This is a genomic window from Nocardioides pakistanensis (assembly GCF_054781215.1).
Window position 1 is genome coordinate 146,743 of record NZ_BAAGUV010000002.1, and the last position, 13,598, is coordinate 160,340.

At 70.6% G+C, this 13,598-nt stretch carries 11 protein-coding genes and 1 tRNA gene; 8 read left to right on the plus strand and 4 right to left on the minus strand.

The features are described 5' to 3' along the window. The 3 genes from ACYVIH_RS00810 (at window position 1) to ACYVIH_RS00820 (ending at window position 2,546) form a co-directional block, all read left to right on the plus strand. On the plus strand, window positions 1–969 hold the full coding sequence (locus ACYVIH_RS00810) for a zinc-binding dehydrogenase (RefSeq protein WP_460864861.1): 969 nt from the start codon (window positions 1–3) through the stop codon (window positions 967–969). Window positions 970–979: 10 nt separating this feature from the next. Then, window positions 980–1,666 carry an SDR family oxidoreductase gene (locus ACYVIH_RS00815; RefSeq protein WP_460864863.1) on the plus strand — a complete coding sequence of 229 codons (687 nt, stop codon included), beginning with the start codon at window positions 980–982 and terminating at the stop codon, window positions 1,664–1,666. Window positions 1,667–1,892: 226 nt separating this feature from the next. After that, window positions 1,893–2,546, plus strand: a complete 654-nt coding sequence (locus ACYVIH_RS00820) for a hypothetical protein (RefSeq protein WP_460864864.1) — start codon at window positions 1,893–1,895, stop codon at window positions 2,544–2,546. A gap of 37 nt (window positions 2,547–2,583) precedes the next feature. On the opposite strand, the gene ACYVIH_RS00825 is transcribed toward ACYVIH_RS00820, so the two are convergent. Together ACYVIH_RS00825 and ACYVIH_RS00830 are read right to left on the minus strand one after the other, a co-directional pair. Then, a complete protein-coding gene (locus ACYVIH_RS00825) occupies window positions 2,584–2,763 on the minus strand; it encodes a DUF6104 family protein (RefSeq protein WP_460864865.1) in 180 nt (59 codons plus the stop codon). 12 nt (window positions 2,764–2,775) lie between these two features. Beyond that, the gene (locus ACYVIH_RS00830) at window positions 2,776–6,477 is read right to left on the minus strand and encodes a multifunctional oxoglutarate decarboxylase/oxoglutarate dehydrogenase thiamine pyrophosphate-binding subunit/dihydrolipoyllysine-residue succinyltransferase subunit (RefSeq protein ID WP_460865127.1); all 3,702 of its coding nucleotides are present in this window, start codon (window positions 6,475–6,477) and stop codon (window positions 2,776–2,778) included. A gap of 280 nt (window positions 6,478–6,757) precedes the next feature. Here ACYVIH_RS00830 and ACYVIH_RS00835 point away from each other — a divergent pair, with 280 nt between their 5' ends. Then, window positions 6,758–7,363 carry a hypothetical protein gene (locus ACYVIH_RS00835; RefSeq protein ID WP_460864867.1) on the plus strand — a complete coding sequence of 202 codons (606 nt, stop codon included), beginning with the start codon at window positions 6,758–6,760 and terminating at the stop codon, window positions 7,361–7,363. Then, entirely contained in the window at window positions 7,360–8,289 is a 930-nt protein-coding gene (locus ACYVIH_RS00840; protein WP_460864869.1) for an LCP family protein, read from the plus strand. The genes ACYVIH_RS00835 and ACYVIH_RS00840 overlap by 4 nt, the downstream gene beginning before the upstream one ends. A 72-nt stretch (window positions 8,290–8,361) precedes the next feature. On the opposite strand, the gene ACYVIH_RS00845 is transcribed toward ACYVIH_RS00840, so the two are convergent. Both ACYVIH_RS00845 and ACYVIH_RS00850 read right to left on the minus strand, forming a co-directional pair. After that, window positions 8,362–9,726 carry a choice-of-anchor P family protein gene (locus ACYVIH_RS00845; protein ID WP_460864871.1) on the minus strand — a complete coding sequence of 455 codons (1,365 nt, stop codon included), beginning with the start codon at window positions 9,724–9,726 and terminating at the stop codon, window positions 8,362–8,364. A 217-nt stretch (window positions 9,727–9,943) separates the two neighbouring features. Further along, window positions 9,944–10,015, minus strand: a tRNA-Arg gene (locus tag ACYVIH_RS00850). Between the two features lie 58 nt (window positions 10,016–10,073). Between ACYVIH_RS00850 and ACYVIH_RS00855 the strand changes: the two genes are divergently transcribed. The 3 genes from ACYVIH_RS00855 to lysA are packed head-to-tail and all read left to right on the plus strand — an operon-like array spanning window position 10,074 to window position 13,594. Continuing rightward, a complete protein-coding gene (locus tag ACYVIH_RS00855; protein ID WP_460864872.1) occupies window positions 10,074–10,475 on the plus strand; it encodes a response regulator in 402 nt (133 codons plus the stop codon). Between the two features lie 43 nt (window positions 10,476–10,518). Next, on the plus strand, window positions 10,519–12,186 hold the full coding sequence (gene argS / locus ACYVIH_RS00860) for an arginine--tRNA ligase (protein WP_460864873.1): 1,668 nt from the start codon (window positions 10,519–10,521) through the stop codon (window positions 12,184–12,186). A 7-nt stretch (window positions 12,187–12,193) separates the two neighbouring features. After that, the gene (gene lysA / locus ACYVIH_RS00865; protein ID WP_460864875.1) at window positions 12,194–13,594 is read left to right on the plus strand and encodes a diaminopimelate decarboxylase; all 1,401 of its coding nucleotides are present in this window, start codon (window positions 12,194–12,196) and stop codon (window positions 13,592–13,594) included. Window positions 13,595–13,598 lie beyond the last annotated feature (4 nt).

Consider the following 13,598-nt stretch of genomic DNA (forward strand, 5'->3'; position numbering starts at 1 on the left):
ATGTTCGCTGTCTACGCCGAAGGCTTCTCCACCGACGACCCGCTGTCCGGACTCGTGCTGGGCGACCGGCCCGACCCCGAGGTCCCCGACGGCTGGACCACCGTGACGGTCAAGGCTGCCTCGCTCAACCACCACGACCTGTGGTCGCTGCGCGGCGTGGGGCTGCGCGAGGAGTCGCTGCCGATGATCCTCGGCTGCGACGCCGCGGGCTACGACGAGGACGGCAACGAGGTCGTGGTCCACGCGGTGATCAGCGACCCGCACTGGACCGGCGACGAGACGCTCGACCCCAAGCGGTCCCTGCTCAGCGAGCGATTCCAGGGCACCTTCGCCGACAAGGTGGCGGTGCCGCGCGCCAACGTCGTGCCGAAGCCGGCGTCGCTGTCCTTCGAGGAGGCCGCCTGCCTGCCCACGGCGTGGCTGACGGCCTACCGGATGCTCTTCACCCAGGGCGACCTCAAGCCCGGCGACACCGTGCTCGTCCAGGGCGCCGGCGGTGGAGTGGCGACCGCACTGATCGCCCTGGCCCACGCCGGGGGCCTGCGGGTCTACGCGACCAGCCGTGACGAGAGCAAGCGGGCCCGCGCCCTCGAGCTGGGCGCCGACGCGGTCTTCGAGAGCAACGCGCGGCTGCCCGAGAAGGTCGATGCGGTGATGGAGACCGTCGGCCGGGCGACCTGGTCGCACTCGATCAAGTCGCTTCGCCCGGGGGGCTCCCTGGTGATCTCCGGTACGACGAGCGGGCCGAACCTCGACAACGCCGAGCTGACCCGGATCTTCTTCCTGCAGCTCAAGGTGATCGGCTCCACGATGGGCACGCGCAGCGAGCTGGCCTCGCTGGTCAACCTCCTCGACGTCAGCGGCGTGCGACCGGTGATCGACCGGGTGCTGCCGATGGCCGAGGCGCGCGACGGCTTCGCCGCGATGGCCGAGGGTGACGTGTTCGGGAAGATCGTCTTCACCCGATAGGTCCAGAGCGATGGCCACCCACCTGCTGACCGGTGCCGGCGCCGGGATCGGTGCTGCACTCGCCCGCGCGCTCGCCGACCGCGGGGACGAGCTCGTGCTGCTCGCCCGCAACGACGCACGAGCCACCGAGCTGGCCGACACCTACCCGGGTTGCCGGACGCTCGTGGCCGACCTGGCCGACCCGGCCGGACTGGCCGAGGCGGTGGGGGAGCAGCTGCCCGACCGGCTCGACTCGCTGGTCCAGGTCGCCGGGGTCGTCGAGCTAGGTGCCGTCGGTGAGCTCCGGCCCGAGGTGTGGCGACAGACCGTCGACGTCAACCTGCTCGCTCCGGCGGAGCTGACCCGGCTGTGCCTGCCCGCCCTGCGCGCGGCCCGGGGCCAGGTGGTGCTGGTCAACTCGAGCGCCGGTCTGACCGCTCACGCGCAGTGGTCGGCCTACGCCGCCAGCAAGCATGGCCTGCGGGCGCTCGCGGACTCGCTGCGGGCGGAGGAGCGCGGCTCCGGGGTGCGCGTGACCACCGTGTTCCCGGGTCGCACCGCCACCGGGATGCAGGAGAAGGTGCACCGGCAGGAGGGCCGGGAGTACCAAGCCGGGGACTGGATCGCCCCGGAGTCGGTGGCGACCGCGATCCTCGCCGCGCTCGACCTGCCGCGCGACGCCGAGATCACCGACGTCACCGTCAAGCCCGGGCCCTGAGGCGGTCTCAGCGAAGCAGCACGTTCAGCAGGACGGTGAGGACGACCGAGGCGACGACGGATACCAGGATCATCACCAGGCAGCCTGCGCCGCCGCCGAGGGGTCGGATCTGCACGGGGCTCACGGCACACCTTTCTGAAGCGGAGCCAGGCCGGTACCCGTCGCCGGGGACGGCAAACCGGGGACGACGATGATCGTGGTGACGGGAAACGGGTAGGGAAGGATCATGAACTCGCTGCTCTCCCGTGCCCGATCGGTGGCCGCCTCAGCAGGAGGCGGCCTGCTCGCCGGCGCCACCCGGTTCGTCGCGGCGGCGCGCCCGGCCGCGAAGCCGCTTCACCCGCACGGCGAGGTGCGCGGCGCGCAGCTGCGGCGCAGCGGCTCGGATGTGCCGACCGGCGCCGCCTGGATCGACGAGCCCGGCACCGACGAGGTCCTGGTACGTCGATCACGGGCGATCGGGCTCCCTGACGCGCTCCCCGACATCCACGGGCTCGCCATCCGGGTGCCGCGGGCTGAGGGCGGTCACGCCGACGTGCTGCTCGCCTCCACCGGACTGGGCCGGCTCACCAGGTTCACCCTGACCGCCGCGCGCAGTCCCGAGCGCCGGCCGATGACGACGCTGATGCCCTACCGCTCGCCGACCGGGCCGCTGCTGCTCGCCGCGACTCCTGCCGGTGAGCACGTCGAGCTGGCGTGGGCCCGGCCGGGCGGGGACTGGCACAGGTTCGGCGAGCTGGTGCTCGCAGCTCCTGCGGCCGCAGGGGACGCGCTCATCTCGTTCGACCCGGTGCGCAACCCGGTCCCCGGCCTGGACAGCTACGACTGGGTGCGGCGACTGCGCGAGCCGGCGTACGCGACGGCCCGGCACTCCCGCTGAGGGAGGCCGGGCCGTAGGCAGGGCACGGTGACGACGCTCAGTCGTCGTCGGGGTCGTCGAGGCGGGCCAGCCACGTGGCCAACCGCTCCACCGCGGTCTCGAACTCCGGGTTGAGGTCGGTGAACTCCTGGAGCCGATCGGCGAGCCAGGCCAGGGTGACCTCCTCGTCACCCCGGCGCTTCTCGAGCTCCTCGATCCCGCGATCGGTGAAGTACATCCGCGCCGCCCGTCAGGAGAACGCCTGCTGGAGCAGGGCCTTCTGCTCGTCGACGTGGCGGGAGTGCTGGCCCACCGACGGCGAGGACGACTCCGGACGCGACACCCGGTAGAACGGCACACCCTCGAGCTCCGGCGACAGGTGCAGCGCCATGTGCGGCCACGGGCCCATGTTGGCGGGCTCGTCCTGCACCCAGCGGACCTCCTGGAGGTTCTCGAACCGGGCCAGCTCGGCCTTGATCTCGGCCACGGGCCGCGGGTAGAGCTGCTCGACGCGGACGATCGCGGTGCGCTCGTCCTGCTGCTTGGCGCGCTCGGCCACGAGGTCCCAGGTGATCCGGCCGCTGCACAGCAGCACGCGCTCCACCTTGTGCGGGTCGACCGTGTCGTCGCCGATCACCGGGCGGAACGTCCCGTCGGTGAAGTCGGCGGGCGCCGACATCGCCTCCTTGCGCCTCAACATCGACTTCGGCGTGAAGATGATCAGCGGCCGGTGCTCCTCGCCGAGCGAGTGACGACGCAGCAGGTGGAAGTGGCTCGCCGCGCTCGACGGCTGGGCGACGGTGAACGCCTCGTCGGCAGCCATCGTCAGGAACCGCTCGATCCGCGCGGAGGAGTGGTCCGGGCCCTGGCCCTCGTAGCCGTGGGGCAGGAGCAGGACGACGCCGGACTGCTGGCGCCACTTGGTCTCCGCCGAGGAGATGAACTCGTCGATGACGGTCTGCGCGCCGTTGACGAAGTCGCCGAACTGCGCCTCCCAGAGGACCAGCGCCTCGGGGCGTGCCACCGAGTAGCCGTACTCGAAGCCGAGCGCGGCGTACTCCGACAGCAGCGAGTCGTAGACGTAGAACTGCGCCTGGTCCTCGGCGAGGTTCGACAGCGGCGTCCACTCGTCGGCGTTGCGCCGGTCGATGATCGTGGCGAACCGCTGCGCGAACGTGCCGCGGCGGGAGTCCTGGCCGGCCAGCCGCACTGGCCGGCCGTCCATGAGCAGCGAGCCGAACGCGAGGATCTCGCCGGTGGCCCAGTCGATCGGGCCCTCGGTGATCGCGGCGGCGCGACGCTGCAGCTGGGGGAGCACCTTGGGGTGCACCACGAAGCCGTCGGGCGTGTTGACGTGGGCGTCGGCGATCCGCTTGAGGACCTCCGGGCTGATCGCCGTCGTGGCCTCCTCCGAGCCGACCTTCTCGGGGTAGTCCGGGACGGTGGTCCAGCTCGACGGGGCGCTGGTGGCCTCGCGCACCTCGGTGAAGACCCGCTCGAGCTGCTGCTGGTAGTCGCGCAGCACCTGCTCGGCCTCCTCCAGCGTGATGTCCCCGCGACCGATCAGCGACTCGGTGTAGAGCTTGCGCACCGAGCGCTTCTGCTCGATCAGGTCGTACATCAGGGGCTGGGTGTACGACGGGTCGTCGCCCTCGTTGTGACCGCGGCGGCGGTAGCACACCAGGTCGATCACGACGTCCTTCTTGAACGCCTGGCGGTACTCGAAGGCCAGCCGCGCGACGCGGATGCACGCCTCGGGGTCGTCGCCGTTGACGTGGAAGATCGGCGCCTGGACCATCCGGGCGACGTCGGTGCAGTACAGCGACGAGCGGGACGAGGCCGGTGAGGTGGTGAAGCCGACCTGGTTGTTCACGACCACGTGGATCGTGCCGCCGGTGCGGTAGCCGCGCAGCTGCGACAGGTTCAGCGTCTCGGCGACCACGCCCTGGCCGGCGAACGCCGCGTCACCGTGGATCAGCAGCGGCAGGACCGGGAACTCCGCACCCCGGTTGAGCACGTCCTGCTTGGCGCGGGCGATGCCCTCCACCACCGGGTTCACGGCCTCGAGGTGGGACGGGTTCGCCGCGACCGAGACCTTGATCTTCTCGCCGCTGCCGGAGGTGAACTCGCCCTCGGCGCCGAGGTGGTACTTCACGTCGCCGGAGCCCTGCACGGTGCGCGGGTCGATGTTGCCCTCGAACTCGCGGAAGATCTGGCTGTAGCTCTTGCCGACGACGTTGGCGAGCACGTTGAGCCGGCCGCGGTGGGCCATGCCGATCGTGACCTCGTCGAGCTCCTCCTCGGCGGCGGCCTCGCAGATCTCGTCGACGAGCGGGATCGTGGTCTCCGCACCCTCGAGGCTGAACCGCTTCTGGCCGACGAACTTGGTCTGCAGGAAGGTCTCGAACGCCTCGGCCTGGTTGAGCTTGAGCAGGATCCGCAGCTGCTCCTCGCGGGGCGGCTTCACGTGCGGCTGCTCCACGCGCTCCTGGATCCACCGGCGCTGCTCGGGGTCCTGGATGTGCATGTACTCGATGCCGACGGTGCGGCAGTAGGAGTCGCGCAGGATGCCGAGGATGTCGCGCAGCTTCATGAACCGCCGGCCGGTGCCGCCGAACGAGCCGGTGGCGAACTCCCGGTCGAGGTCCCACAGGGTCAGCCCGTGCGACTCGACCTCGAGGTCGGGGTGGCTGCGCTGCTGGTACTCCAGCGGGTCGGTGTCGGCCATGATGTGGCCGCGCACCCGGTAGGCGTGGATCAGCTCGAGAACACGCGCCTGCTTGCTGATCTCGTCGTCGTGGGTGGCCGAGATGTCCTTGGCCCAGCGGATCGGCTCGTAGGGGATCCGCAGCGCCCGGAAGATCTCGTCGTAGAAGCCGTCCTCGCCGAGCAGCAGGTTGTGGATCCGGCGCAGGAACTCACCCGACTGCGCACCCTGGATCACCCGGTGGTCGTAGGTCGACGTCAGCGTCATCACCTTGCTGACGGCGTTGCGGACCAGGGTCTCCTCGGAGGCGCCCTGGTACTCCGGCGGGTACTCCATCGCGCCGACGCCGATGATCGCGCCCTGCCCCTTCATCAGACGGGGGATGGAGTGGTTCGTGCCGATCGTGCCCGGGTTGGTCAGGCTGATCGTGGTGCCCTGGAAGTCGGTGACCGCGAGCTTGTTGTTGCGGGCCTTGCGGATCAGGTCCTCGTAGGCGGTCCAGAACGCCGCGAAGTCCATCGTCTCGGCGGCCTTGATCGACGGCACGAGCAGCTGGCGGGTGCCGTCGGACTTCTGCATGTCGATCGCGAGACCGAGGTTGATGTGGGCCGGGGTGATCAGGTTCGGCTTGCCGTCGATGACGTCGAAGCCGTTGTTCATCTCCGGCATCGACTTCAGCGCCTTGACCAGCGCGTAGCCGATCAGGTGCGTGAAGGACACCTTGCCGCCGCGGGCGCGGGCGAGATGGTTGTTGATCACCGTGCGGTTGTCCCACAGCAGCTTCACCGGCACCGAGCGGACGCTGGTGGCGGTCGGTACGGCGAGCGAGGCGTCCATGTTCTGGGCGGTGCGGGCCGGTGCGCCACGCAGGACGGTGAGCTGCGGCTCGTCCTTGGCCTCGGCCTTCGGGGCCGGCTCGGGCTCCTTGGGCACCGGCGCGGTCGCCTTCGGGGTGGCCTTGGCCGGCGTCTCGTCGGCGCGCGGGCGTGCGGCCGCGGCGGACTTGACCTGCGGCTGCGGCGCCGGGGGAGCGCTGGGCTTCTCAGCCGCCTTCTCCGGGGCCTTCTCAGCGCTCTTCTCCGCGGCCTTGGCGGGGGCCTTGGGCTCCGCCTTCGCGGGTGCGGGCTTGCCGCCGTTGGGGGTCACCTGCTTGTCTGTGACGTGCTCACCGGGGGTGTAGTTCTTGAAGAACTCCCACCAGGCCTTGTCCACGCTGTTGGGGTCCTGCTGGTACTTCTCGAACATCTCGTCGACGAGCCACTCGTTGGCTCCGAACGCTGATGGGTCGACGGGGGCGTTCTGGGAAGACTCGGCCACGGCCTGAATCGCCTCTTCCGGTGCGTCTCTTAGGGTGGGTGAACGGCTACAAGGCTAAACCTTCGTGACAAGTCGACGCAGCCGGGACCGGTAGATGACGCGCGCGTGTGCCGACCGTCACGAGCAACCGATCACCGAGGGAGTGAGCACAGCCGTGAGACAGCTGCGACCAGGGCCTTCACGGTCCTGGCTCGGGAGCCTTCTGGCGGTGCTGGTGCTGGTGCTCACCGCCGCGTGCACGGGGGACTCCGAGGGGCCCGACGAGACCCTGCCGACCAGGCCGCCGAGCCGGTCGGTCGAGCCGACCCCGACCATCGAGCCGCAGCCGGTCGAGCTCGACGTCGCCGTCGCGAAGGTGCTCGGCGGCAAGCTGCCGCCCCGCCGGGCCCGCCAGCTCGAGAGCCAGATCGGACGGGTCGTCGACCGCTACCTCGAGGCGGCCTACCTCGGCGGGGAGTACCCGCGCCGGGACTTCTCCGACGCGCTCGTCGGCTTCTCCCGGGGCGCCGCCGGACGCGCGGTGAGCGACCGGGAGATCCTGTCCAACGCGGGCGTCGGCGCGACGACCGAGTCGGTCACGCCGCTGGCCGAGGTCGCCCGGCTCGACGTGCTGCTCGCCAACCACCGGCTGGTCGCCGGGCTGACCGCGCGGATCCGGCTGGTGTTCGTCCAGGAGCGTGTCGACGGCGCCCGTGAGCGCGTGACGGTCTCGGGCCGGCTGCTGCTGAACCGTAGGCGGACCGGTGCGTGGCACGTCTTCGGGTACGACGTCTCCCGGTCCGCCACCCCGATCGGCAACGGAGGCCGCCCATGACGACGTCCTCGCCCCTGAAGCGCACGGCGCGCCGGCTGCGTCGCCTGGTGCCGCTCCTCGCCGTGCTCGCGATGACGACGCTCGTCGTACCGCCTGCCACGGTGCGCAACGCACCCGCGGCCCTGGTCAAGATCGAGTCGGCGCACAACGTCGACGCGCACAGCAAGGTGATCTGGACGCTGCTGCTCGGGTCCGACGCCCGACCGGGCCAGTCCGTGCTGCGCAGCCGGGCCGACGCGATCCAGCTCGTGGGGATCAACACGCGCACCCGGGCGGCGGTCGCGATCGGGATCCCGCGCGACTCCTACGTCGCCATCCCCGGCTACGGCCGCAACAAGATCAACGCCGCGATGGTGTTCGGCGGTCCCGAGCTGATGGCACGCACGGTCGGGGGGCTCTCCGGCATCACGCCCGACTACGTGTTCGTCGCCGACTTCGTGGGCTTCCGGCAGATGATCACCCGGATCGGCGGCGTCACCGTCTCCTCGCAGTACGCCTTCTCCGACCCGGTGCGCCCCCGCGGCTACTGGGTCGGCAAGAACCGCCTCAACGCCGAGCAGGCGCTGTGGTTCGCCCGGGCGCGCAAGCCGTTCCCTCGAGGCGACTTCGACCGCTCGGCCAACCAGCAGCGCACGCTGGTCGGCATCTTGAACCAGGTGCGCCGCAACGCCGACCGGCCCGGCTTCATGGAACGCGGCGTGCTCGCCGCGCTGAACAACCTCCACACGCCCAACGTCGGGCCGGCGGAGCTCTACCAGCTCGCACACACCGCGGCGCGGGTGAACCCGAACGAGTTCCGCACCTGCGTGGTCGGCGGCGGGTCCGGCATGGCCGGGGCGGCGAGCGTGGTGTTCGTCAACGTCGGCCAGCTGCACAGCATCGTGCGACGTACCCGCGGCGACGCGACCCTCGAAGGGGCCTGCTGAGCCGGCGGACGCGACAACGGCGCCCGGCCCCGTGCGGGACCGGGCGCCGTCGGTGTTCGGCGCAGCGGGTGGTCAGCGACCGATGCGTGCCTTCGCGGTGCCGATGTTGAGCACCATCCCGGTCCCGTCGAGCAGCTCGATGCGCACGGCGTGCACCAGCAGGCCGCGCTTGCCGAGCTTGCGGGTGTAGCCGGCCTGGATCTTCGCGACCCCCGGGATCTCCAGCGTCTCGCCCGGAGCGGGGAGGCTCTGCGGCTCGCCGTTGGCGGTGATGCTGCCGACCTCGGTGCCGTTGATGTTGCGGCGGACGACCTGGCCCTTGCGGTTCTGGAAGATGTTCACCTGGCCGACGATGCCGCTGATCTCCAGGGCGCCACCGCCGAGGCTCAGGTCCGCGACGCTGGAGCGTGCCCGGGCGACGGCGCGGCCGTCCCGGAAGCCCTTGCCGTAGGTGCCCGCGGTGAGCGCCTTGACGTCGAGGTTCTCGTTCTGCGGCAGCTGGAGCACGCTGTGCTCGCGCCACTCGCCGTCGGTGCCCTTGCAGGGCAGGTTCTGGAACGGCGTGCGGCCGAGCTGGAGGACACCGTCGAGCACCTTGGCGCCGATGCCGTAGGCGTGGCCGGAGAAGATGCCGGCCGGGTTGCCGACCTCGATCTTCGCCCAGGCCCGCCCGATCGTCACCGTCGAGCCGTTGTCGAGCTCGACCCGGATGCCGTAGGCGTTGGAGACCGCGCCGTTGGGGCCCTTCGGGGTCCGGGACTTGCCGGCGAGGTAGATCGAGCCGAGGCCGGGGATGTCGATGCCCTTGGTGCCCGCCGCGCCGATGATCGCCTCGACCAGCTGGTCGTCAGCCTGGTCGACCGCGTCCAGGAGGTCCTGCAGCGGCCCAGGGGTGCCGCTGCCGTCCGGGACGATGTTCTCCAGGCCGACGCTGGCGAGGTCGAAGCCGGCGGTCGAGCCGAACTTGCCCTTGTTGTTGAACGCGTGGGCGGTGGTCGTCACCGCGCCGATCTTCAGCTGCGGGCCGTCGGCCGGTCCGAGCGTGATGTCGGCGACCTTGTTGACGCTGCGCGAGCCGAAGATCCGCATCTTGGGCTTGCGGTAGCTTGAGGTGAAGCTCTGGACCGCGCCGATCTTGACGAACTCGTTGGCGTTGACCTTGCCGACGTTGCTCTGGGCGCCGTTGCGGATCGGGGCCATCTTCGTGCAGCCCAGGATCGACCAGGCCGTGGGGCCGGACGCCAGTCCGCCCATGTTGGGGTCACCGAGCGTGACCCGGGTGCCGAAGGCCGAGCCCTGGTAGGAGAACGGCGTCTCGAACCGCTTGGGTGCGGCCTGGGCAGGAGTACTGGTCAGCAGGAGTGAGCCGGCCAGGGCGACCCCGGCCGCCGTGATCGATGCTGTGGCTCTCCTGAGCAGGGTGGAACGTGATCTCAAGTGACTCCCCGTTCACTCGTCAATGGGTAGTGGTGGCTCTGCGTCCCCGGTGGGAGCCTCCCCGAGAAAATGCCCCCCACGGGCCTCGCCCGCGGACAGTAACGCGCGGGACACTTACCCAGGTACAACGAAGGTCACGCCAAAACGTGACGGGTTGTTACCAAACGGTCACCTGGGCGGAGAAGTCGCCACGCCGAAAGGTGGCCGTCGAGATGGGCGCCCCCGGTAGGATTCGAACCTACGCACCCGCCTCCGGAGGGCGGTGCTCTATCCCCTGAGCTACGGGGGCTCATGGGTGCGGCAAGAGCGTACATGAGACGCGGACGAGATCGTGATTGGGGGCCGGGGTGTTCACGGAGCCGACGCTGCGCGCCCTCGTCGTCGACGACTCCGCGGTCATCCGCGAGCTGATCGCGGTCAACCTCGAGCTCGAGGGCTTCGACGTCACGACCGCCGGCGACGGGGAGAGCGCGCTCGCGCTCGCGGCAAAGGTGCACCCCGACGTGATCACCCTCGACGTGATGATGCCGCAGATGAACGGGTTCGAGACCGTCGTACGCCTCCGCGAGGACGAGCGCACCCAGTCGATCCCAGTGGTGATGGTGACGGGGCGGGCCCAGGCCGCCGACGTCGAGCGAGGCGAGGCGGTGGGGGTCGAGGCCTACCTCACCAAGCCGTTCGAACCGGCCGCGCTCGTCGAGATCGTCACCCGCCTCGCCCGCGAGGGCCGTGCCAGATCCGCGCAGTGATATCGGCTCCGGCGTGTGTGGGTCTCGCCGATACCCTTGACCGGTGACTCCCGAACAGCTCTCCGACACGATCGTCGCCGTCCTCACCTCGCTCACCGACGAGGGCGCCCTGACGTTGCCCGACGGCCCGCCGTCGTCGGTCGTCGTGGAGCGACCGAAGGTGCGCGAGCACGGTGACTACGCGACGAACGTGGCGCTCCAGCTGGCGAAGAAGGCTGGCATGCCGCCGCGTGACCTGGCCGGTCTGCTCGCCGAGCGGCTGGCTGCCTCCGAGGGGATCGCCTCGGTCGAGATCGCCGGCCCGGGCTTCCTGAACATCCGGGTGGACGCCGGCGCGCAGGGGGCGCTCGCCGCCCAGATCGTCGCTGCCGGCGCGTCGTACGGCTCCTCGGACCTGTTCGCCGGCGAGAGGATCAACCTGGAGTTCGTCTCCGCCAACCCCACCGGCCCGATCCACATCGGCGGCGTCCGCTGGGCGGCGGTCGGCGACGCGCTGGGCCGGATCTTCACGATGACCGGCGCCGACGTCACGCGGGAGTACTACTTCAACGACCACGGCGCCCAGATCGACCGGTTCGCCCGGTCGCTGCTGGCCCGCGCCAAGGGTGAGCCGACTCCGGAGGACGGGTACGGCGGGGAGTACATCGGCGACATCGCCGAGCAGGTGCTGGCCGTCGAGCCGAACGTCCTCGAGCTGCCCGACGAGGAGGCGCAGGAGGTCTTCCGCGCCGTCGGGGTGAACCTGATGTTCGACGAGATCAAGAAGAGCCTGCACGAGTTCCGCGTCGACTTCGACGTCTACTTCCACGAGAACCACCTGCACGAGTCGGGGGCGGTCAAGCACGCCATCGAGCGGCTCACCGAGCTCGGCAACACCTACGAGCGCGAGGGCGCCCTGTGGCTGGCCACCGAGAGGTTCGGTGACGACAAGGACCGGGTGATCATCAAGTCCGACGGCAAAGGCGCCTACCTCTCCGGCGACCTCGCCTACTACCTCAACAAGCGCGAGCGCGGCTTCGACCGCTGCCTGATCATGCTCGGCGCCGACCACCACGGCTACGTCGGGCGGATGATGGCGATGTGCGCGGCGTTCGGCGACGAGCCCGGCAAGAACCTCGAGATCCTGATCGGCCAGATGGTCAACCTGCTTCGCGACGGTGAGCCGCTGCGGATGTCCAAGCGCGCCGGCACGGTGATCACCCAGGAGGACCTCGTCGACGCGATCGGCGTGGACGCCGCCCGCTACGCGCTGGCCCGCTACACCACCGACACCACGATCGACCTCGACCTGGAGCTGTGGGCGAAGCAGACCGCGGACAACCCGGTGTTCTACGTGCAGTACGCCCACGCCCGGCTGGCCTCGATCCTGCGCAACGCCGCGGACCTCGGGCTGGCACCGGCGGAGGGCGAGGACTTCGATCCGTCGCTGCTCTCGCACGAGAAGGAGGGCGAGCTGCTGCGCGCTCTGGCGGAGTTCCCGCGGGTGGTGGCCGCCGCCGCCCAGCTGCGCGAGCCGCACCGGGTGGCCCGCTACCTGGAGGACACCGCGTCGGCGTTCCACAAGTTCTACGACGCGTGCCGCGTGCTGCCGCAGGGCGACGAGGAGCCCACCGACCTGCACCGGGCGCGGTTGCTGCTGATCGCGGCGACCAGGACGGTGTTCGCCAACGGACTCCAGCTGCTCGGCGTCACCGCGCCGGACCGGATGTGACGCGCTGATGCGTGCACACGAAGCAGGCTGGGCCCACGCCGAGGTCAGCCACCGGGGACCGTCGTGGCTCCGCCAGCCCGAGGACGTCAACGACCTGGTGCCGCTGCTGTGGTCGCAGACCGCCCGCAAGAACGCCGACGGCGCGCTCGAGATCGGCGGCGTGGACCTGCGCGAGCTCGTCGCCGAGCACGGCTCGCCGGCCTACGTCCTCGACGAGGCCGACTTCCGGGCCCGGGCGCGTGCGTTCAAGGAGGCGTTCGCCGGCTACGACGTCTACTACGCCGGCAAGGCGTTCCTCTCCACCACGGTCGCCCGCTGGGTCGCCGAGGAGGGGCTGAGCCTCGACGTCTCGTCCAACGGCGAGCTGAGCGTGGCGCTGCGTGCCGGGTTCGACCCCGCCCGGATCGGCTACCACGGCAACAACAAGACCCGCGCCGAGCTGGAGCGCGCGGTCCGCGAGGGGGTGGGGCGGATCATCGTCGACTCCTTCTGGGAGATCGAGCGGCTCGCCGAGGTCACCGCGCAGCTGGGTACGACGGCCGCGGTGATGGTGCGCGTGACCGCCGGCGTCGAGGCGCACACCCACGAGTACATCGCCACCGCTCACGAGGACCAGAAGTTCGGCTTCTCGATCACCGCCGGTGACGCGTTCGAGGCGGTGCAGCGGATCCTGCGCGCCCCGGGGCTGGACCTGCGCGGTCTGCACTCCCACATCGGCTCGCAGATCTTCGACACCTCGGGGTTCGAGGTCGCCGCACGCCGCGTGCTCACGCTGCACGCCCGGGTCTCCGAGGAGCTCGGCGTCGAGATGCCGGAGATGGACCTCGGTGGCGGGTTCGGCATCGCCTACACCACGCAGGACGACCCGTCGGACCCGGCGCAGCTGGCCACCGAGATCACCAAGATCGTCGAGCACGAGTGCCGCGGCTTCGGCATCGCGGTGCCCGAGCTCTCGATCGAGCCCGGTCGCGCCATCGTCGGACCGGCGATGTGCACCGTCTACGAGGTCGGCACCGTGAAGCCGGTCGAGCTCGACGCCGGCGCCGTGCGCACCTACGTCTCCGTCGACGGCGGGATGAGCGACAACATCCGCACCGCCCTCTACGACGCCGACTACTCCTGCACGATCGCCTCCCGCCGCAGCGACGCGCCACCGGTGCTCGGCCGGATCGTCGGCAAGCACTGCGAGGCCGGCGACATCGTGGTGAAGGACGAGTTCGTCCCCGGCGACCTCACCCCGGGGGACCTGATGGCGGTGCCCGGCACGGGCGCGTACTGCCGCTCGATGGCCAGCAACTACAACCACGCGCTCCGGCCGCCGGTGATCGCGGTGAAGGACGGCGTGGCCACGGTCGTCGTACGCCGGGAGACCGAGGACGACCTGCTGCGCACGGACGTCGGCGCGTGAGGCA